This is a genomic window from Paenibacillus glycanilyticus NBRC 16618 (assembly GCF_004000805.1).
In the GTDB taxonomy this organism is placed as follows: domain Bacteria; phylum Bacillota; class Bacilli; order Paenibacillales; family Paenibacillaceae; genus Pristimantibacillus; species Pristimantibacillus glycanilyticus.
This window is the reverse complement of the sequence record NZ_BILY01000013.1, coordinates 140,246-161,383: the sequence shown is the minus strand read 5'-3', so window position 1 is coordinate 161,383 and position 21,138 is coordinate 140,246. Positions and strand designations below refer to the sequence as shown.

At 54.4% G+C, this 21,138-nt stretch carries 17 protein-coding genes and 1 other annotated feature; of the genes, 11 read left to right on the top strand and 6 right to left on the bottom strand.

Features of this window, described 5'->3' with window-relative positions; translation table 11 throughout:
* The 5 genes from PGL01S_RS13010 to PGL01S_RS12990 form a co-directional block, all read left to right on the top strand.
* Positions 1-487, top strand: a 487-nt coding sequence (locus PGL01S_RS13010; protein ID WP_507763294.1) for a 5-oxoprolinase subunit C family protein, incomplete at its 5' end; no start/stop codon positions are given.
* A 17-nt stretch (positions 488-504) separates the two neighbouring features.
* Positions 505-1,290, top strand: a complete 786-nt coding sequence (locus PGL01S_RS13005) for a LamB/YcsF family protein (protein ID WP_127495047.1) — start codon at positions 505-507, stop codon at positions 1,288-1,290.
* 3 nt (positions 1,291-1,293) lie between these two features.
* On the top strand, positions 1,294-1,719 hold the full coding sequence (locus PGL01S_RS13000) for a gamma-glutamylcyclotransferase family protein (RefSeq protein WP_127495046.1): 426 nt from the start codon (positions 1,294-1,296) through the stop codon (positions 1,717-1,719).
* Positions 1,720-1,811: 92 nt separating this feature from the next.
* Positions 1,812-2,000, top strand: coding sequence for a hypothetical protein (locus PGL01S_RS12995; protein ID WP_015842998.1), 189 nt, complete (start codon positions 1,812-1,814; stop codon positions 1,998-2,000).
* A 229-nt stretch (positions 2,001-2,229) separates the two neighbouring features.
* Entirely contained in the window at positions 2,230-3,921 is a 1,692-nt protein-coding gene (locus PGL01S_RS12990) for a methyl-accepting chemotaxis protein (protein WP_127495045.1), read from the top strand.
* A gap of 293 nt (positions 3,922-4,214) precedes the next feature.
* Here the strand turns inward: PGL01S_RS12990 and PGL01S_RS12985 are convergent, their stop codons facing one another.
* From PGL01S_RS12985 to PGL01S_RS30825, 3 genes are all read right to left on the bottom strand, one after another.
* A complete protein-coding gene (locus PGL01S_RS12985) occupies positions 4,215-5,486 on the bottom strand; it encodes an MFS transporter (protein ID WP_116393894.1) in 1,272 nt (423 codons plus the stop codon).
* 135 nt (positions 5,487-5,621) lie between these two features.
* Positions 5,622-6,098: a MarR family winged helix-turn-helix transcriptional regulator gene (locus PGL01S_RS12980; RefSeq protein WP_116393893.1), complete on the bottom strand. Its 477-nt coding sequence runs from the start codon at positions 6,096-6,098 to the stop codon at positions 5,622-5,624.
* Positions 6,099-6,218: 120 nt separating this feature from the next.
* Complete coding sequence (locus PGL01S_RS30825) at positions 6,219-6,365, bottom strand: hypothetical protein (protein WP_162862759.1); 147 nt, start codon at positions 6,363-6,365, stop codon at positions 6,219-6,221.
* Between the two features lie 268 nt (positions 6,366-6,633).
* On the opposite strand from PGL01S_RS30825, the gene PGL01S_RS12975 reads away from it, so the two are divergent.
* The 5 genes from PGL01S_RS12975 to PGL01S_RS12955 all read left to right on the top strand — a co-directional run bounded on the left by PGL01S_RS12975 (position 6,634) and on the right by PGL01S_RS12955 (position 16,396).
* Entirely contained in the window at positions 6,634-7,476 is an 843-nt protein-coding gene (locus PGL01S_RS12975) for a sensor histidine kinase (protein WP_127495044.1), read from the top strand.
* Positions 7,473-8,183 (top strand): response regulator, encoded by a 711-nt coding sequence (locus PGL01S_RS12970; RefSeq protein WP_127495043.1) that lies wholly within the window; start codon positions 7,473-7,475, stop codon positions 8,181-8,183. The genes PGL01S_RS12975 and PGL01S_RS12970 overlap by 4 nt, the downstream gene beginning before the upstream one ends.
* 80 nt (positions 8,184-8,263) lie before the next feature.
* Positions 8,264-8,510 (top strand) — a binding site (T-box leader).
* Positions 8,511-8,575: 65 nt separating this feature from the next.
* The gene (gene pheS / locus PGL01S_RS12965) at positions 8,576-9,607 is read left to right on the top strand and encodes a phenylalanine--tRNA ligase subunit alpha (protein ID WP_116393890.1); all 1,032 of its coding nucleotides are present in this window, start codon (positions 8,576-8,578) and stop codon (positions 9,605-9,607) included.
* A gap of 18 nt (positions 9,608-9,625) precedes the next feature.
* The gene (gene pheT, locus PGL01S_RS12960) at positions 9,626-12,073 is read left to right on the top strand and encodes a phenylalanine--tRNA ligase subunit beta (protein ID WP_127495042.1); all 2,448 of its coding nucleotides are present in this window, start codon (positions 9,626-9,628) and stop codon (positions 12,071-12,073) included.
* A 213-nt stretch (positions 12,074-12,286) separates the two neighbouring features.
* Positions 12,287-16,396: a hypothetical protein gene (locus PGL01S_RS12955; RefSeq protein WP_127495041.1), complete on the top strand. Its 4,110-nt coding sequence runs from the start codon at positions 12,287-12,289 to the stop codon at positions 16,394-16,396.
* A 430-nt stretch (positions 16,397-16,826) separates the two neighbouring features.
* On the opposite strand, the gene PGL01S_RS12950 is transcribed toward PGL01S_RS12955, so the two are convergent.
* From PGL01S_RS12950 to PGL01S_RS12940, 3 genes are all read right to left on the bottom strand, one after another.
* On the bottom strand, positions 16,827-17,507 hold the full coding sequence (locus PGL01S_RS12950) for an SDR family NAD(P)-dependent oxidoreductase (RefSeq protein ID WP_127495040.1): 681 nt from the start codon (positions 17,505-17,507) through the stop codon (positions 16,827-16,829).
* Positions 17,508-17,707: 200 nt separating this feature from the next.
* Positions 17,708-18,076 carry a cupredoxin domain-containing protein gene (locus tag PGL01S_RS12945; protein ID WP_015843009.1) on the bottom strand — a complete coding sequence of 123 codons (369 nt, stop codon included), beginning with the start codon at positions 18,074-18,076 and terminating at the stop codon, positions 17,708-17,710.
* Between the two features lie 155 nt (positions 18,077-18,231).
* A complete protein-coding gene (locus PGL01S_RS12940) occupies positions 18,232-18,600 on the bottom strand; it encodes a phage holin family protein (protein ID WP_015843010.1) in 369 nt (122 codons plus the stop codon).
* 153 nt (positions 18,601-18,753) lie between these two features.
* On the opposite strand from PGL01S_RS12940, the gene PGL01S_RS12935 reads away from it, so the two are divergent.
* Positions 18,754-21,126 (top strand): endonuclease MutS2, encoded by a 2,373-nt coding sequence (locus PGL01S_RS12935; protein ID WP_127495039.1) that lies wholly within the window; start codon positions 18,754-18,756, stop codon positions 21,124-21,126.
* The last annotated feature ends 12 nt before the right edge of the window (positions 21,127-21,138 follow it).

The following is a 21,138-nucleotide window of genomic DNA, read 5'->3' as shown; positions in this document are numbered from 1 at the left end:
CCTGCCGTGGGCGGCCGCGCCATGGTTCGCGCCGCCGGGAGCCTACGGCGGCGACGAAGACGGCATCGTGCTACGCGCGATGCCGGGGAGCGAGCACGGGCAGTTCAGCGCAGCTGCCCGTGAAGCCTTCTTCCGGGAGCGGTATGCCATCGCTCCCGCCTCGGACCGCATGGGGTGCCGCCTGATCGGCACCCCGCTGGCAAGAGAGTCCCGTGCGGAGCTGCTCTCGCACGGGGTAACGCCCGGCGCCGTCCAGGTGCCGCCCGGCGGCGGGCCGATCATTCTGGCCGCCGACTGCCAGACAACCGGCGGCTACCCCAAAATCGCGCATGTCGCGTCGGTCGACATGCCGCTCCTGGCCCAGGCGAAACCGGGAGATACGATCCGGTTCCAGCCTGTTACCCTGGACGAAGCGCAGCGGCTGGATCGCCAGCGCGAGCAGGATATCCGCTATTTGGCCGCCGCGATCCGCAGCCGTCAGCCTTAAAAGAAAGGAGCACCAGCATGGTAAACATTGATACGGACAAGCGCGCGGTAGATCTCAACTGCGATTTCGGAGAAGGCTACGGCAGCTATTCCTTCGGGCAAGATGCCGAGCTTCTTCCCTATATAACAAGCGTGAATATCGCCTGCGGCTTTCATGCCGGCGATCCCCACACGATGCATGCGGCCGTGAAGCAGGCTTTGTCCGCGGGTGCCGCAATTGGCGCCCATCCGGGCCTGCCCGACCGGCTTGGCTTTGGCCGCCGGGAGATGCAGGTAACCGCAGCCGAGGTGTATGATTTTGTTTTATATCAGGTTGGCGCATTGCAGGCTTTTGTTCGGGCATTAGGCGGGGAAATGGCTCACCTGAAACCGCATGGGGCCCTTTACCATATGGCTAACCGCGATAAAGCGGTCTCCGAGGCGATTGTCAAAGCGGCCTTGGCTGTTGATGAGCGCCTTATTATTTACGGTCAATCGGGCAGTATCCTGCTGGATACGGCCAAGCAATACGGCCTGCCTTCCGCATCCGAGGTATTCGCGGACCGGGCTTACGAACCGGACGGAAGTCTCGCTCCCCGCGGCAAGCAAGGAGCCGTTCTGCATGATGCGGATCAAGCGGCAGCCCAAGCGGTAGCGATGGCAGCGAAGGGCATTGCTTTTACGCCGGAAGGCGCTCCGGTAAACGTGCAAGCCGACACGATTTGCCTGCATGGCGACGGTTCCCACGCGGCTCTGTTTGCTTCCCGCATTCGGGAGGCGTTGATCCAAGAGGGGATTACTCTCCGGGCGCCGGGCAAGGCGTAAGATATGTTTGTACGCGACACGCTTACCGTGTTTGTATATGGCTCCTTGCTCCCGGGTTTGATCAACCATTTTGTCATAGCGCCTTTTCTTATCGACAGCAGGAGCGGCATGATTTCGGGCAGGCTGGTGGACGTTGGGGCTTATCCGGCTGCGGTCAGGGATCAGTCGGCCAGAACGAACGATGCGGTAATCGAAGGCTTATGGCTTACGATCGACCGTGCAGGACTAGCTGTGCTCGACGAGCTGGAGGAGTTTTACGGGATCGAGGAGAGCAATGACTACGAACGGGTGTGGGTCCGGGATGCCAGAAATCCAGAGCTCGAGGGCTGGGTCTATATTTGGCCGTCAGACCGCAGCTGCCCGCCGGTTCCCGGCTCATCGTGGCCGGATTATTTAAATAGCTTGACCACTAAACCAAAGCTTTCATGAAATGTAAAATTACTGCTAGACTGGAATCACATAATCTCCTAGAATTAGATATGATGTAGAGGTATGATCTAGGGCTAGGGGAGAGATTAACTATGACTGAAGATGGGATTACGGGAGAGTTTTTTGAAGGTTATAAGGTCACATTCCCTATGGGACGATATGATGTATCCGTCTATATGACAAAGGTATATTATGAAGCCTGGAAATACTTCAGAGATGCTGAAATTACGGATGTATGGGTAGAAGAGGTTAAGCTGGACTTGGTGAAGTTTCTGAAATAACACGATAAAGCTTGAACGGGAGAATGTACCTTTTGGTACATTCTCTTTTTTTGTCCTTCAAAAATGTGGAAATCCCAAATTTTGTACTAGATCAAAATAGGCCAAATCTCCTAAAATAAGGACAGTTAATGAGGTTATTTATGGAAGGGGTGGAATAAAACGAAAATTCGTTGACTGTTATAAAATCCGCAGCCGTGCATGTATCCAATTACCAATAAGAGGTGTAGTTATGAAGTTGACCGTAAGCAGGAAATTATTTATGGGATTTTTGGCTGTGCTTATCGTTTTGGCCGCAATCGTATTTATCGGCTACTCCCAAATTACGACGGTTGACCGCGCCTATGGCAAGCTGATTGATGACAAGGCGAAGAAGCTGATCCTGATTCAGGAGCTAAACGTAGCGATCAAAAAAGAGCAGCTTAACGCAAGGGGGTATTTGATTCTGAAGGATGATTCCTCCTCGCAAAATTTCAATGCTGCCCATGAAAGCTTCCTGCAGCTAAGCAAGGAGCTGAGCGCCATCGTAAAGCTTCCGAAAGCAAAGGAGCTGCTTGAGCAGCTGATTGGGCTGGAGAACCAGTTCCATGAGGCCGCCACTCGGGAGATGCAGCTGAAGGATCAGAATAAGACCGATGAATACATGGAGCTCGTAACGAAGCAGGGTCATGAGATTTCCTCGGCTTTTGACAGCAAGATGGACGAGTTGACGGATTATCAGCAGACGGTTATGGATGAGGGGCATCAGGAGACGGCGGATCAGGCAGCAAGCACAAAAACCTCGATGCTGGTGTTGGGCTTGGCCGCTGTTCTGATCGGGCTTGCGGTTGCGGTATATATAGGCAGGAAAATAAGCAGACCGGTGGTGGAGCTCTCCAAAGCTGCGGAAAAAATAGCGGCTGGCGATTTAACCTCAACGGAGCTGAACGTAACAAATAAAGACGAGATCGGAGATTTGGCCGTCTCCTTCAAGAGAATGCGCCGCAATCTGAGAGAATTGATTCAGACGGTCAATACGAATGCAAGCCAGGTAGCGGCATCGGCCGAAGAACTGACGGCAAGCGCCGAACAGACCTCGAGGGCAACGGAGCAGATTGCCGTTACGATGACTTCGGTTGCAACCGGGGTAGAAACCCAGTTCAATACGGTTGAAGAGGCATCCCGGACGATCGCCGAGATTGCGGCGGGGGCGCAGGAGATTGCCCATAGTACCCAGGTAGTGTCGGATACTACGCTGGACGCTTATTCGAGAGCCACCGAAGGGACGGCTTCCGTTCAGACGGTTATCGGACAAATGAACGCGATATCCCGCACGGTAAACGGGCTGTCACGAGTCATTGGAGGGCTTGGCGAACGTTCGCAGGAAATCGGCCAAATCAGCGGCGTAATTACGGGGCTTTCGACGCAGACCAATCTGCTGGCGCTTAACGCGGCTATCGAAGCGGCAAGAGCAGGCGAGCATGGGCGAGGATTTGCCGTTGTCGCGGCAGAGGTCAGGAAGCTGGCCGAGCAGTCGAGCCAGTCGGCGCAGCAAATCTCCGAATTGATCGCTTCGATCCAGGAGGAGACGCTCCGGGCGGTGCAAGCGATGGAAACGGCGACTAACGACGTCGGCGACGGGCTTCGGATGGTTAACACGGCAGGCGAATCCTTTGATTCGATCCAGCAGTCCGTTAATATCGTATCCTCCCAGATTCAGGAGGTCTCCTCTTCCGTACAGCAAATGGCGGCGGGTGCCGAGCAGATGGTGCAATCGATGAAAGCAATCGCGGAGGTGTCGGAACATACGGCATCCGGTTCCCAGGAGGTATCGGCCTCCGCGGAGGAACAGATGGAGTCGATGAAAAATATTTCCGGCGCCGCTTTATCTCTTTCCCAGATGGCGGAGCAGCTTCAGCTGCAGATTGAGAAATTTAAAGTGTAAAACACCTAACGAAACTACAACGCGCTATTGCCCCGAAATTGGGTTTTCTGTTGTTCTAACGAAACCTCATATCGCTATTTGGTTACTTTTTGCAGATTCCAGCCCTTATTCGGCCCAATAACGTTACTAGGTTTCGTTAGAATCCGAAAGATGCTGATTTTTGCCAAATAAGAATACGTAGTTTCGTTAGCGAAACAAACGTGGGATAGTGAATGGCCGGATAGTACGTCATGTGTGTTAAAAAAACCTCGGACACTCCTTATTCAAGGAGCCGCCCGAGGTTTTTTACAGCATTAAGCCTGAAGCGTCATGTCTTTGCGCTCCGCCAGATGCCGTTTTACCCGGATGGCCATCAGGGAAGCGAAGAAGCAGGTGAAGCCAGCGATAACAAAAGCCTGCGTGTAGCTGCCAAGCCAGTCGCGCATAACGCCTGCTCCGTACGCGGCGGTTGAAGCGCCAATCTGGTGAGCTACCACGATCCAGCCGAAGATCATGCCGGACTTTTCTTTGCCGAAGGTTTCGCCGGCGAGCTTGGCGGTAGGCGGTACGGTCGCAATCCAGTCCAGGCCATAGAATACGGAGAAAATGACGAGCATAGCCGGAGTGGCGTCAAGCGCATAAGGAAGGAACAGCAGCGACAGCCCCCTCAGACCGTAATACCAGAACAGCAGCCAGCGGCTGTCGAAGCGGTCGGACAACCAGCCGGATATCGTGGTGCCAAAGAGGTCAAAGATTCCCATCATCGCGAGCAGTCCCGCAGCGGCAACCTCCACCATCCCGTGATCGCCGCAGGCGGCAATCAGATGGGTGCCGATCAGGCCGTTTGTAGAGAAGCCGCAGAAAAAGAAAGTGCCGGCGAGCAGCCAGAACGTTTTGTTTTTCATCGCATAGCCAAGATTCTGGATAGGAGACAGGAACAGATTGCCGCGGAACGGCGTAGGCTTAACGATTTCATCCGTACCGTAAGGAGCGGCACCCACATCGGATGGATGATTTTTCATCCAGATGGCAACCAGCACAAACACCGTCACGATACCAGCAACAGCCGTATACATCGCGGAGCGCCAGCCATAATCGGAGGTCATTTTGGCAAGCAGCGGCAGGAACAACAGCTGTCCGGCGGCGGCGCTTGCCGTCAGCATACCGACAACCAGCCCTTTTCGCTTCACAAACCACAGGTTGCTGACGGTAACGCCAAGCACGTTGGCCATCATGCCGGTTGCAAGACCGGAGACGAGGCCCCACAGCAGATCGAACTGCCATAACGCTGTAATGAATGGCGTAACGGCAAGGCTTGCGGCCAATACCGCTAGAGCGATAAGCACGACCTTACGGATGCCGAAGCGTAGTAACAGGGCAGCGGAGAACGGACCAACCAGACCGTATAGTAAAATGCCGATGGATGCTACGCTGGAGATTTCTCCCCGGCTCCAGCCGAATTCGTCCTGGAAAGGGATCATCAGTACGCTTGGCATGGAACGAATGCCTGCCGATACCAGCAGGGTAACGAAGGTGAGCAGAACGATTATCCACCCGTAATAAAACTTGCTTTTGACCTGATTCATGTCGCACCTCGACTTAATTTGTTTGTACATACAAACGTATGAACATAAATAGTTCGGATAAAGGAACTATGGCAGAAGCTTTGATTTAAACCCATTTCGAGTTGCAACAGTATGACTTATTGCAGTTACGGGCCGTTATTTCTCCAGCTGTTCGCTTGTTGTTTCCAGAGATAGCGTCAGCTGCGCCGCAGCTTCATTGCCAAGAATCGCTTGGTACGATTCAAGCAGCTTTTTGGAAGCGGCACGAATCGCTGGCTCCAGCTCGCGGCCTTTATCCGTCGGATAGACCAGAACGGTTTTCCCTTGCACCTTGCGCTCGACAAGCTGTTTGGCTTCAAGCTTATCAATAAAGCGGGTTAAGGTAGAAGGGGTAATATACAGCTTCTCGGATAATTCCTTTTGCGTAATGCCGGGTTTGGCGACACTGAGACGAATCACATAGCCATAACCGGGTGCAAGCCCCGTGGTAGCAAAAGCATCGTCTGCCATGCGGGTAATAGCTCTGCTTAGGCGGTTCGCCGTAAAATATAAGCAGGTATGCAGGAAAGCTTCGGGATTTTCCACTTGTTGTTCAATATCCGCAGCCGTTGCCGGGTCGATGTCTTTTGTCATATCCTATGCCCTCCTTGGGGTTTGATGACTTCTATTTTGTATGTACAACAAAAATAATTCAAATTCAATTTCCTGTCAATAGAAAAACGCCCCCATGCCCAAAATGGAGGCGTTATGAATCTACTTATGCTCGTCCTCGGACTCGTAAGCGATTAAGCTGATTGTTGAACCCATCTGGCCGGTTAGCTTTTGCTCTAATTGTCGGATCTCTTCAAGCGCTTCCGTATGGCCTTCAAGCTCAGCAAGCTTGAAATGATTATTGGTCATTGGTATTCCTCCTCTCTAATTTTCATTGTGCTCGCGGTGGAGCATTCTTATACGAATTGTTCTTTCGCAAGGTGTCTAGTACACTTGGAGGGGAGTCCACTATGCGATTACCCGGGAAATGTTATTTGCGTTAATCATTTAGAGCATTAGTGATGTGCGATCATTCATTAAGTTAATGCTTACGAATAGGTGATCGCTTACGAAGTATGAATCATCACGAGCAGCTTTTGAGCTGCTTGTATTCTAATTCATTTTAGGAGATGCAAAAATGTCCTACAAATCCCTGAAATTTTTAATATTATGGATCCCTACTATCGTCGTTGGTTTATGGGAGTACGTCCGGCACGTCTTTCTGCTTCCGTACGTTTCCATGGAGCTGGGGAATTTTTTGGCGCCGGCTCTTGTATTTCTGTTTACGTTAACTTTATTGCGCGGATTGTTCGGCAGGCTGGAGCAGACGCAGGAAGCCCTTCAACGGGAACGGGTATCCAAGGCGTCCTTTCAGCAGCGGGAGCAGCTGGCCCGCGAGCTGCATGACGGCATCTCCCAATCGTTATTCCTGCTCTCCGTTAAGCTGGATAAGCTGGAGCGTATGGAGCTTGGCGATGATGCAAGGGACACAACCGTTCAAATCCGGCAGACCGTTAAGCATGTGTACGAGGATGTCCGGCAGTCCATCGCGAATTTGCAGTCCCCGGCCGTAGTCGTTGACGATTCATGGCTGACCGCGATTCATGGCGCGGTGAATGATTTATTGCAAAACAGCGGCATTCGCGCAAAGCTCGATTGGCAGCTGCAGGAAGGCGTATTATCCAACAAACAGCTGGTCGAGCTGCAGTCGATTATTCGGGAAGCGCTTATGAACGTCCGCAAATACGCGCAGGCGACCGAGGTTCGGGTCATTAGCCGGCAGCAGGGCGATGAGGATTTTGTATGTGAAATAAAGGATAACGGGGTTGGGGCGGAACCTAGCCAGATCGATGCAAAGGATCGATACGGCATTCGCATGATGCGGGATCGCGCTGAGCAAATGGGCTGGCTGTTTGACATAAAAAGCGCGGTCGGCGAAGGAACAACGGTACGCATTCAATCCGGAGGTGAAGGGAAATGAGTGAAGCAAAAGGGCAGATTCGAGTTTTTTTGGTGGATGATCATCCTCACGGAAGGGAAGGCATGCGGGAAATTATCGGAGCGGATCGGGAATTCACGGTTGTTGGAGAAGCGGCCAGCGGCGAGGAAGCCATCGCCCGCATCGATGACGTGCTGCCCGATCTGGTGCTGATGGACATCAACATGCCGGGCATGGGCGGGCTTGAGGCGACGCAGCAGCTGAAATACCTCTATCCGTCCCTGAAGATTGTTATGGTGACCGTCTCCGACGACATAACCCACCTGTTCGAAGCGATCAAGCGGGGAGCCCAAGGTTATCTGTTCAAAAATCTTTCTCCTTCCGCCTGGAGGGAATATCTCCGGGCCGTTGTGGATGACGAGGCGCCGATGTCGAAGGAAATTGCTTTTAGGCTGCTGCAGGAATTTACTTCGGCTGCTTCGTCCAACGGGACAAACCCGGCAAAGACCGGTGCCAGACCTGGCCTTGCCAGTGATGCTTCGGCAATGACAACGCCGCTTACTTCCCGCGAGAAGGATATTCTTGAACGGGTGGTGACGGGAGAATCGAATAAAGAGATTGCGCTTGCCTTCGGATTGTCCGAGCATACGGTCAAAAACCATTTGAAAAACATTTTGCAGAAGCTTCATCTGGATAACCGCGTTCAGCTTACCCGTTATGCCTATGAACAAGGGCTGCTCGAAAAATAAATTTGCCTTGGCAGCGAATGGTTGCAAGGAAATAAGGAAATGCATATAATATAGATTATTGTGTCCAAGTGTAAAAATGGATGAAAGCTTTGATGGAGATAAGTAAGCAGGGCTTCCGTACAGGGAGAAGACGCCATGGATTGCGAGCGTCTTTACGGGATTAGGCTGCCGAAGTTCACTCCGGAGCAGACGCCTGAACCGCTGCAAGCCGCTAATGGCTTACGGCGAATTAGGGAAGGTCCGGTTCCCGCCGTTAACGGGATTTGAGGGGTTGCTGTTTTTATGGCAATCCGAATTAGGGTGGTACCACGGTCTTTCGTCCCTTGCGGGGAGAAAGGCCTTTTTTTGTTGCTATTTTGTTTTAAATTCCACAGTGGAGGCGAGATTTTACGATGAAAGAACGTTTGGAAGCATTGCGCGTAGAAGCGCTGCAAGAGCTGCAGCAGGTTGACAGTCCGCAGCAGCTGAATGATTTGCGTGTAAAGTACTTGGGTAAAAAAGGGGCGCTGACCGAGATTTTGCGCGGCATGGGCGGCCTGAGCGCGGAAGAGCGTCCGGTTATCGGCCAAGTGGCCAATGATGTTCGCGCCGCAATCGAAGGCGTAATCGACGAGAAGCAGAACGCGTTCCTCGCTGCCGAGACGGAAAACCGTCTTCGCGCGGAGACGATTGACGTCACGCTGCCAGGCAAAGCGTTGCCGACGGGCGCGGTGCATCCGCTGAACAAAGTCGCGCAGGAAATCGAAGACGTATTTATCGGACTTGGCTATTCCATTGCCGAAGGTCCGGAAGTCGAGACGGATTATTTCAACTTCGAAGCTCTTAACCTGCCGAAGAATCACCCTGCCCGCGATATGCAGGATTCGTTCTACATTACGGAAGACATTCTGATGCGCACGCATACGTCGCCGGTACAGGTTCGCACGATGCAGCAAATGAACGGCAAGCCGATCAAAGTCATCTGCCCGGGCAAAGTTTATCGCCGCGACGACGACGACGCGACGCATTCGTTCATGTTCAATCAGATTGAGGGCCTTGTCGTTGGTCCTAACATCCGCATGAGCGACCTGAAGGGCACGCTGCTGCAGTTCGTTCAGCAAATGTTCGGAGAGCAGGCGCAAATCCGTCTTCGCCCAAGCTTCTTCCCGTTCACGGAGCCAAGCGCGGAGGTTGACGTAACCTGCGTGCAATGCGGCGGCCACGGCTGCCGCATGTGTAAGCAAACAGGCTGGCTTGAAATTCTCGGCTGCGGCATGGTGCATCCGCGCGTTCTCGAGATGGGCGGCTACGATCCGAAGGAAGTGAGCGGCTTCGCGTTCGGCATGGGCGTTGAGCGTATCGCGCTTCTGAAGTACGGCATCGACGATATCCGTCATTTCTACACGAACGATCAGCGGTTCTTAAGCCAATTCGCGAGAATGTAAAGGGAGGGGAAACAAGCGATGAAAGTATCTTACCAATGGTTAAATGAATATATCGATTTGACAGGCTATACAGGCGAGGAATTAGCCGAAAAAATGACGCGCGGCGGCATCGAGATCGACAGCGTGGAATCCCTGAATAAAGGAGTTACCGGCGTTGTTGTCGGTTACGTGAAATCCCGCGAGAAGCATCCGGATGCCGACAAGCTTAGCGTATGCAAGATCGATGTCGGTACGGGCGAAGAGCTTCAGATCGTATGCGGAGCGAAAAACGTGGACGCCGGCCAAAAGGTGCCGGTTGCGATGATTGGCGCGAAGCTGCCAGGAGATTTCGCAATCAAACGCGCGAAGCTGCGCGGGGTGGAATCGCAAGGCATGATCTGCTCGGCGAAGGAGCTTGGCATTAACGACAAGCTTCTGCCGAAAGAGCAGCAGGAAGGGATTCTCGTGCTCCCGGAATCGACTCCGGTTGGCACGCCAATCGGCGAAGTGCTTGGCATCAACGACGAGGTGCTTGAGCTGGATCTGACGCCTAACCGTTCGGACTGCCTTAGCATGCTGGGCGTTGCTTACGAGATTGGCGCATTAACCGGCCGCGAGGTTCGCGTTCCCGAACCGGCCGTCAACCATGCGGCAGACCGTGCGGACAGCCATATTGCCGTATCGATCAGCTCCCCGGAGCAATGCTCGCATTACAGCGCGCGTTACATCAAAGGCGTGAAGGTTGGCCCATCCCCGCAATGGCTGCAAAACCGCCTGATCGCGGCGGGCATCCGTCCGATCAGCAACGTGGTTGACGTAACAAACTTCGTTATGCTGGAATACGGCCAGCCGCTACATGCTTTTGACGCGGATGCCATTACGACGGGCCGAATCGACGTTCGTCTGGCGAAGCAAGGCGAGAAGATCGTTACGTTGGATGACCAAGAGCGCACGCTTGAGCCGCATATGCTTGTTATCACGGATGGCGAGAAGCCTGTAGCCCTCGCTGGCGTCATGGGCGGAGCGAACTCCGAAGTAAACGAGAAGACGGTTAACATTTTGCTGGAGTCGGCGAAGTTCGACGGCGGTACGGTCCGCAAAACCTCCCGCCAGCTTGGCCTCCGTTCGGAATCGAGCATCCGCTTCGAGAAGGAAGTGGATCCGGCCCGCGTTATTCCGGCGCTGAACCGCGCGGCTGCTCTTATTGCGGAGCTTGCCGACGGTCTTGTGGCAGAAGGAATCGTGGAAGCGGTAATTGCAAAATCGGATCCGGCCGTTGTTGAAGTAACGCTGGACAAAATCAACGGCTACCTCGGAACGGAGCTGTCGCGCCTTGAGGTTCAAACGATTTTCGACCGTCTGCATTTCAGCTACCGTCTGTCCGATGCTAATGACCAATTCGCCGTAACGGTGCCGACGCGCCGCGGGGACATTACACGCGATGTTGACTTAATTGAAGAAGTAGCCCGTTTGTATGGCTACGACAATATTCCGACTACGCCAATTCACGGCGATGTGACGCCTGGCGGGCTGACCAAGCCGCAGACGATCCGCCGCGAGCTGCGCAGAAGATTGACAGATGCCGGCCTGCATGAAGTGATCACGTATTCGTTCACGGGTCCTTCCCGCACGGAGCTGTTCCCCGAATTGACCGGCAAGGATCTGAAGCCGGTGAAGCTGGCTATGCCAATGAGCGAGGACCGCAGCGTTCTGCGTACTACGCTGATCGCTCAATTGATCGAGACGGCGACGTATAACCGCAACCGCAAAAATGAATCGTCCGCTATTTTCGAAATCGGCAGCGTCTTCCATACGGAAGAAGAGCAGCTTACGCGCCTTCCGAAGGAGAAGCAGCGCCTGGCGGTATTGCTCACGGGCAACCGTGTAGACGCGCAATGGAACCGTAAAGCGGAGCCGGTTGATTTCTACGACGCCAAAGGCGTTCTGGAGACCGTGGTTGACGTTCTTGGCTTGACCTCGAAGGTTCGTTACGAATCGGCTCAGCCAACGAACTTCCATCCGGGCAGAACGGCAGCGGTTATCGTGGATACCGCTCATGGACCGGAAACGATCGGTTACGTCGGCCAGCTGCATCCGACTTTGCAGCATGAAAGCGACCTTGCCGATACGTACGTAGTAGAGGTGGAACTAGGCACATTGTATGAGCTGGCTGATTCCGGCATCGAGTACAAGGCGCTTCCGCGTTACCCTGCTATGCAGCGCGATATCGCCGTAGTGCTTGACCAAGCCGTGCCGGCTGCGAAGCTGACGGACGTTGCTTGGGCCGTTGCAGGCGAATTGCTTGAGTCCGTTCGAGTGTTCGACGTGTTCACCGGCGAGAAGCTTGGAGCCGGCAAGAAAAGCGTTGCCGTAGCGCTTGTTTACCGCCATGCGGACCGCACGCTGACCGACGAAGAAGTGACCGAGCTGCACGGCAAAGTCGTAGCCGAACTTGAGCAATCTTTTGCCGCAGAATTAAGAAAGTAGGCAGGAAACCTTTTAAGCCGCATCGAAATAGTTCCTTGTGAACTTTCGATGCGGCTTTTTTATGCTGAAAGGCGCTAAAAAGGGTTCAAAAGATGAGTTTTTTCACATATTTGAAACTTTCGCAATCGATTTTTGTTACATAGATGAAGGCAAATGTTTGGATTTGCGTACGACTAAAAAAACGCGAGGCGTTGAATAGGAGGATAACCCAGTATGGATGCTGACCAAACCGTAGTAACAGTTGATATATACGGACATCAATATAAGCTTAAAGGTCATAACAATGCTGATTATATAAAGCGGGTAGCCGGCACGATCGATGACGCCATGAAAAAGCTGGCGATTGGCAATCCTCGTCTCGATATGCCCAAGCTGGCCGTTCTGGCCGCCGTTCAGATGACCGAGGAGGTTTTCCGGCTTCGCCGCGAAAACGATACGCTGCACGACGCCGAGGCCAAGCGGCTTGTGCTGGTTGATTTGCTCGAGCAGGCAAGCCGGCTGGAGGTTTCGCTGCGCGAGGAGCTTGCGGCTGTTCAGCAGAAGTCCAAGGCGGAGCTGGAAGAGCTTCGGGGAGAATATGATACCGAGCTTGCCGCCGCGAAAGAGGCTGCTGCCGAAGAACTGGCTGCGAGGCTGGAAGAAGCAGCCGAGCTGCTGGCTTTAGCCCAGGCGGAGGCGACGGAGGAAATCGAGCGCGTTCAAGCGCTTGCCGCGGAGCAGCTGGAGCGGGAGCTCGAGATTGCGCAGGCAAAAGCGGAGGCCGAGCTGGAGCGCGAGCGCGCGAGAGCGGCGGAAGCGTTAGCCGCGCAGCAGGCGGCAGCGGAGCAAGAGCTCGAGCGGGAACGCGCGAGAGCGACGGAGGCGGCGGACGAGCTGGCGCTGGCGCAGGCGCTAGCCGCAGAGGAGCTCGAACGCGAGCGCGCGAAGGCTGCGGAAGCGCTGGCGGAGCAGCAGGCGGCAGCGGCGCATGAGCTGGAGCGGGAGCGAGCGAGAGCGGCGGAAGCGTTAGCCGCGCAGCAGGCGACAGCGGCGCAGGAGCTCGAGCGGGAACGCGCGCGAGCGGCTGAAGCTGCGGAGGAGCTGGCGTTAGCCGAAGCGCTAGCCGCGGAGGAGCTCGAACGCGAGCGCGCGAAGGCTGCGGAAGCACTGGCGGAGCAGCAGGCGGCAGCGGCGCAGGAGCTGGAGCGGGAACGAGCGAGAGCGGCTGAAGCTGCGGAGGAGCTGGCGTTAGCCGAAGCGCTAGCCGCGGAGGAGCTCGAACGCGAGCGCGCCAAGGCTGCGGAGGAGCTGGCAGAGCAGCTGGAGCGGGAACGAGCGAGAGCAGCGGCAAGTTTGGCGGAGCAGCAGGCGAAGCTGAACGAAGAGCTGGAGCGTGAACGTTTAAGGGCCTTTGAAGCAGCCGAGGAATGGGCCTTGGCGCAAGCTTTGGCGGCCGAAGAGCTGGAACGCGAGCGCGCTGCGGCAGCGGTAAGTTTATCTGCGCAGCAGGCGCAGGCGGCACAGGAACTGGAGCAAGAGCGTGCGAAAGCAAGCGAAGCTGCGGAGGAGCTGATTTTGGCGCAATCCCTGGCCGAAGAAGAGCTGGAACGCGAGCGCGCAAGAGCGGCGGAAGCGTTGGCCGCTTTGCAGGCACAGGCCGCACAGGAGCTGGAGCAAGAGCGTACGAAAGCATTGGAAAAGCTCGCTGAGCAAGTAGAGCGAGAGCGTGTGGCAGCTGCACAAGCACTAGCAGAGCAGCAGGCGAAGGCTGAGGAAGAGCTGGAGCGCGAACGGATCAGAGCGGTAGAAGCGGCTGAAGAATTAGCGCTGGCGCAAGCTCTTGCAGCAGAAGAGCTGGAACGCGAGCGCACAGGAGCAGCGGAAGCGTTGGCCGCTTTGCAGGCACGTGCCGCACAGGAGCTGGAGCAAGAGCGGGCAAGAGCCGCGGAAGCCGCAGAGGAGCTGGCGCTGGCGCAAGCACTTGCAGCAGAAGAGCTGGAACGCGAGCGCGCGGGAGCAGCGGAAGCGTTGGCCGCTTTGCAGGCCCAGGCCGCACGGGAGCTGGAGCAAGAACGGGCGAGAGCCGCGGAAGCCGCAGAGGAGCTGGCGCTGGCGCAAGCTCTTGCAGAAGAGGAGCTGGAACGCGAGCGCGCAAGAGCAGCGGAAGCGTTGGCCGCTTTGCAGACGCAAGCTGCACAGGAACTGGAGCAGGAGCGTATGAAAGCCGCCGAAGTACTAGCCGAGCAAGTAGAACGCGAGCGTGCTCGGGCTTCGCAAGCACTAGCAGAACAGCAAGCGGCGGCAGCGGAGGAGCTTGCCTTGGCGCAAGCCTATGCCGCGGAAGAATTGGAGCTGGAGCGTGCTAAAGCCGCAGTGCTTGCGGAACAGCTCGAACGCGAACGCGCGAAAGCGGCTGAAGTCGCAGACGAGCTGTTGCTGAACCAAACGCTTGCCGCGGAAGAGCTTGAGGTTGAACGTATTAGAGCAGCGGAAGCTTTGTCCGCCCAGCTGGAACAAGAACGCTCTGTATCGGCGCAAGCCCTCTCGGAACAGCAGGCGGCAGCGGCACTTGAACTGGAACGCGAGCGAGCGAAGGTAGCGGAAGCCGTAGACGAGCTTGCCTTGGCTCAAGTCATCGCTGCTGAAGAGTTGGAGCAGGAACGCGCAAAAACGCTGGAGCTTATACAGTCGAAGGAGCAGCAGTGGCAAGAGCAGCTAGCTCAGCTGGAACAATCGCTGAAGGCCGATTTCGAACGCCGCCGCAATGGCTGGATTGAAGAGCGTACCAAACTTCTTACGAAATTGTCCGAGCTGGAGCAGGCTTGGAATCAGGATAAACAGCTGCACGAGCTTCGTCTTGAAGCTGCGGATGAACACCTGATGCAAGCGATGGAGCAGGAAGAAGCGCTGCGTGCTTCTATCCGGACGATGGAGCAGCAATCGAATGAGCTTGATCAGCAATACGCTGAGGTAAAAGAGCAGCTGGAGGAAGTTTCTCAGCAGTATGCGATATCGCTTGAGAAAATCGGGCAGTTGGAGCAGCAAGCTTCCAAGCAGCTGGAATTGCAGACGGCCATTGAAGTACTTGCCGCGGAACAAACCGAGAAGCTGCAGCAATTGCAGGAGCAATTCGATCTTCTCCAGGATGAAATGGTGAAGCAGCAGCGCCAATTCGAAGCAGAACGCTCTGTTGTCGAGCAGCTTCACGCGGACCGATACAGCGAAGCGGAACGCCGACTGGAGGAACAAGCGCGTCAGTTGACAGAAGCATCTGCTATTTTTGAAGAAAAAGAGCTTGAACTGGAGCTTCAATACGAAGAGGACAAGCACAAGCTGGAGCGTAAGTATCAAGAGCAGCAGGAGCAGCTGGAGCTGCGTTTTGCCGAGCAGCAATTTGAATTGAAGGAACGCTATGCGCAGCAATACGATGAGCTGAAGCAGCAGCTTGAAGCCGTTCAGTCGACGAATCGGGAGCTGGAAGACCGGCTGCAGGCGCAAAATGCCGCCATGGCAGAGCAGCAGGAGCAGCAAATTGCCGAGCTGGAGCAGCGTCATCAAGAGCAGCTTCGTTTCCTCGAACGGCAGTTCACCGATCAGAATGAATTGCTAGAGCTTCAATACATGGAGCAAATCGAGCTGTTGGAACGTCAGCAGCAAGAGCTCAAGGCAGAGTGGGACGAACGGGAGCAGGAGAATAACCGTAAACTCGAGCAGCAGCGCCGGCTGTATGAGCAACGCTACGAGGAGCGTCTATCGGAAGCGGAAGATCGTTACTCCGAGCTTCTGGCGAAGCAGGAAGAGCAGCAGCATAGCCTGCGCTCCCGCATTGAAGAGTTAGAGTCTTTACTGAAAGAGACGGAGCTGCGCAGTCTTGAAAAAGAAGAACAGCTTGCGGATTCAACAAAACGCGAAAACGAGCTTTTGGAGCAGCTGGAATATACCGCTGCTCGCGAACGGATTACGGTACAGCAGATCGAGGTTGCCTCGCAACAGATCAAGGAGCTTAACGAGAAACTGCGGGCTGAGCAGCAGCTTGCGGAGCAAGCGAAGCAGGAAGCGGAGCGTCTGACGGAATCGGAACGTGCCTCCGAAGCAGCAGAGAAGTCTCTTCTTGAAGAGCTCGAAGCGGCACGGAAAGAAGCGGCAGCAGCTGCGGATCTGCGGGTATTGCTGGATGAACAGGCACAAGCATTGGCGGCTGAGCATCAGGATGCTTCCGGGGAAACGGAAGCCCTCCGCGAGGAACTCCGCGTACTTGGCGTGAAGCATGAGAAGCTGGAAATCGAATACCGCAAGCTTCAAACGGAATACAATGAATGGATTGAGCTGATCGAGCACAGTTAAGCCGTACTAACAAAAGAGCCGCCTGCTAAAAATGCAGGCGGCTCTTTTATGCCTATTGGTATAGGGGGTGGAAAAGGATCGAGGCGTTTCCGGCAGGCTTAAAGATGCGCGACATCGTAAAGGTATAGTGAAAATGGCCTTTGCGGGAGCTTAACGATGCGCCGCATCGTTAAGAGAGCTGCTAGGGCTCGATTCGAAGCAAATTCGGGCGTTACCGGCAAGCTTAAAGATGCGAGACATCGTCAAGGTGCAGTGAAAACGGCCTTTGCGAGAGCTTAACGATGCGCCACATCGTTAAGAGAGCTGCTAGGGCTCGATTCGAAGCAAATTCGGGCGTTTCGGGCAAGCTTAACGATGCACCACCGAATTACCGGACGCAAAGAAAAAGCCGCCTCAATGTCACAGCATTGGAGCGGCTTCTTCTCTGTTGTTATCCGTAGCTGACAATCGTTCCGGTAGGACCGCCTACCGGAAGACTGGCCAAGCGGATGAGGTCCGGGGTGACGACCGCCGGATCTTTGCCGGTGGCGTGCATTTCGGTACGCAGCGTACCGGGATTGTATAAATTAACAAGAATGCCGTGCTCATGCTCCTCGTCGGCGAGCGTGCGGGTCAGCGATTCCAGGCCGGCTTTCGCTGCGCTGTAGGCGGCATAACCGCCTGCTCCGTTCCAGGACAAGCCGGAGGTTATATTAATAATGCGGCCGTATTTGCTTTTGCGCATGGTTGGCAGAACGGCCTTTGTAAGCAGAAACGGTCCTGTCAAATTGGTGGCCACTTGCGCATGCCAATTCTCGGAGGTTAATTCCAGCACGGAACCGGGCTCGAATACGGCCGCATTATTTAATAACACATGGATGGAGCCCCATCGATCGATGACCTGCTGGACTGCGGATTGAATTTGGCTTTCCTGCGTAATGTCGGTAGGGATGATCAGCGCTTCGCGGCCCGTATTCTGTTTGATCAGCTCGGCTGTCTCCTGCAGCTTGCTTTCACGGCGGCCTAACAAAGCAACCTCGGCTCCTTCTTTCGCGAACGACAGGGAAGCTGCTCTTCCGAGTCCCGAACCTGCACCGCTTACGACGGCAATCCGTCCGTTTAATAAGCTCATGGATCATACCCCTCCTCAAAAGAATAATTTATGAATCATCTTATCAGACCGGAAGGCGGTAGGGGAAGAGTTCATAGCATCAGTCTTTCTTACCCTTTTGTAAAGGAATCATTATAATTCATATGTAGGCTGGCAAGCAGGCATGTCGCGGAAAGAAAAAAAGACCTCTTCAAATAAAGAGGTCTTTGCGGTAATAAGGCTTAAGCAGCTTCAACAATAAGCTTGGCCGACATTTTCGAATGTCCGCCGCCGCAAGGAATGTTGCATTTGATTTCGTATTCGCCGGCATCAAGCGTGATGGTTTTTGCTTTATTCTGAGTCAGCTTCACGTTTGTCTTCTCAATCTCGACGCCGTGAACGCCATCGATGAGCTCGAGCTTAATGGTCTGACCTTTTTTGATATGGTATTCCGGCTGATCGAATTCCCAGCTGCTCGCTTTAATCACAACGTCCGCAACCGTAGAGCTTGCCGCGTCCGATCCGGAGTTATTGCTCTTGCTGTTGGAGCCGCAGGCAGCAACGACAAACACAAGGCAAAGCACGGATGCAAATATGAGCCACTTCTTCATCTTCATACCCCTTTCATAGCCAAAAGCATACAAATTTCAATACTTTTCCTATTGTAGCTTATCCGCATCCAATTTGCAGTGACAGTCCCGTGACAAATGAAAAAGCCCCTGCCCATCGTTTCCGACAGGACAAGGGCTTCAAAGCTTATTTGCTGCTAGTCGCGGTTGCGGTAATCGCTTCTGCCTGCTTCGTACGGGGTGCTGACCGGAATGAACAAGTCGATAATCCCGATAACGAGAGCGGCTAAGATTGCGCCAAGCCAAGTGACGGATACGCCGCCCACGATAAACTGTGCAATCCAGATGACAGCCGCGCTGGCGATAAAGCCAACGATACCGCGTCCAAACGGGGTAACTTTTTTGCCGAAAATACCTTCAACGATCCAGCCCAGCGCCGCGATAACAAGCGCCAGCAGGAGGGCGCTCCAGAAGCCGCCGACACTAAATTGCGGAACGATCCAGCCGACTACCATCAGAACGATGGCTGCAACGATAAAACGGACAACATGACCAAGAAAACTCATATCATTAGCCTCCTCATGTTAGGTTAGCCTAAGTATGGTGCGTTTCCTAACTTATTATGACCATTAATCAGGGAAACATGTATGAATCAAGCGGTGATGTCGTGCATCCTAAACCCCGATCAGCTATAATATAAGGGCGAGAGGAGTGTTCACTTGGACAGCAAAATTTTATCCACTTTGGAATTCCATAAAATTACGAATAAATTAGTGCATCATGCCGCTACATCGCTAGGGAAAAACGTGTCGGGGCAGCTTGCTCCGGTCTCCGATCTGGAAGACGTCAAGCATATGCTGCAGATGACCGATGAAGCGTACAAAGCAGACAGGCTGAAGGGCAATGCACCGTTTGGGGGCGTTGTGGACATCAGCGCTTCCCTTCATCGCGCGAGAATCGGAGGAACCCTGAACCCCGCCGAGCTGCTGGATATCGCGGCAACGGCAAGAGGCGCACGCCGGGTTAAGAAGCATATCGACAATCTGCATGAGGATGATCCGATTCCGCTTTTGTTCCAGCTGACTGAGCAATTATCCGAGCATAAGCCGCTGGAGGATGCCATCTTTGACTGCATCGACGACCAGGCGGAAGTCATGGACAGCGCGAGCCCTGAACTCGCATCCATCCGTCGCGAGCTGCGGAGCGGAGAGTCGCGGATCCGTGAAAAGCTGGAACAGATGATCCGTTCGTCTTCGGTGCAGAAGATGCTGCAGGATTCCATTATTACGCTTCGGAACGACCGTTACGTCATTCCGGTTAAGCAGGAGTACCGTTCGCATTTTGGCGGAATTGTCCACGACCAGTCCGGTTCCGGCGCTACTCTGTTTATTGAGCCGGAAGCTATTGTATCGATGAATAACAAGCTGCGGGAGACCAAAGCCGCGGAGCTTCGCGAAATCGAGAAAATCCTGCAAAAGCTGACGGCCCGCGCGGCAGAGCATGTGGAGGATTTGCTTTATAACCAGGATCTGCTCGGCAAGCTTGACTTCGCCTATGCCAAGGCGCGCCTTGCCCATGAAATGAAAGCGACTTTGCCGCGCATGAACGACAGGGGCTTCCTCAAAATCAAACGCGGACGCCATCCGTTGATCGCTCCGGACAAAGTTGTGCCGCTTGATGTGGAGCTTGGCAATCAGTTTACGGCTATTATCGTTACCGGTCCGAATACGGGAGGTAAAACGGTATCCCTAAAGACCGTGGGTCTGCTCAGCCTGATGGCGATGTCCGGTTTGTTTGTACCGGCTGAAGAAGGAAGCCAGCTTTGCGTGTTTGACTCCATTTATGCCGATATCGGCGACGAGCAGAGCATCGAGCAAAGCCTTAGTACCTTCTCCAGCCATATGACGAATATTATCCGGATTCTGGAATCCATGACGTCCAAGAGCCTAGTACTGCTCGATGAGCTTGGTGCGGGAACAGACCCGGCCGAAGGCTCGGCGCTTGCGATTGCCATTCTGGAGCATATCCATAAGCTCGACAGCCGCATTATTGCGACTACGCATTATAGCGAGCTTAAGGCGTATGCTTATAACCGCAAAGGCGTCATTAACGCAAGCATGGAGTTCGACGTTGCAACGCTTAGCCCGACTTACCGCCTTCTTGTTGGCGTTCCGGGACGAAGCAATGCGTTTGCCATTGCGGAGAGGCTAGGTCTCAGCCAGGCGATTATCGATCATGCCAAGGGCGAGGTCAGCGAAGAGGATCAACGCGTTGAGAACATGATTGCCTCTCTGGAGGAAGATCGTCTAAGCGCGGAATCGGAGCGTAATACGGCAGAGTCGATGCGGCGCGAGATGGAAGCGCAGCGCAAACGTCACGAAGCGGAGCTGGAGCGCTTCGAGGAGCAGCGCGACAAAATGCTGCAGAAGGCGCAGGAAGAAGCGCATGAGGCAGTTGCGAAGGCCAGACGCGAAGCGGATCAGATTATCGCGGATCTTCGCAAGCTGGCTCTGGAGGAAGGCGCTTCCGTCAAGGAGCATAAGCTGATTGAAGCCAAGCGCAGACTGGAGGAAGCGGCTCCGGAGCTTGCCACGAAGAAGAAGCGTCCGGCAGGCGGCGGAGCGAAGAAGCCGGCGAAGATTGGAGCCGGCGATGAGGTTATGGTCTACAGCCTTAATCAAAAGGGTATCGTTGTAGAGATAGGCGCATCGGATGCTACCGTTCAGCTTGGCATTATGAAGATGAAGGTCGCGCTGGATGATCTTGAGCTGATTAAGCCGGTGGCGCAGCTCAACAAGCAGCAGCAGCCTAAGCAGACGGCAAGCCTGAAGCGCTCCAAGGAAGATAGCCTCCGCATGGAGCTGGATCTGCGCGGGGCGAATCTGGAGGAAGCTATTATTGAAGTGGATCGTTTCCTCGACGAGTCGTATTTGGGCGGGCTTGGTCAAGTATATATCATCCATGGCATGGGTACCGGCGTATTGCGTGCGGGAATCCAACAATATTTGCGCAAGCATAGTCTTGTGAAGGCGTATCGTCTCGGAAAATACGGCGAAGGCGGCGCAGGCGTAACCGTGGCGGAGCTGAAATAGCTTCGCCGTTAA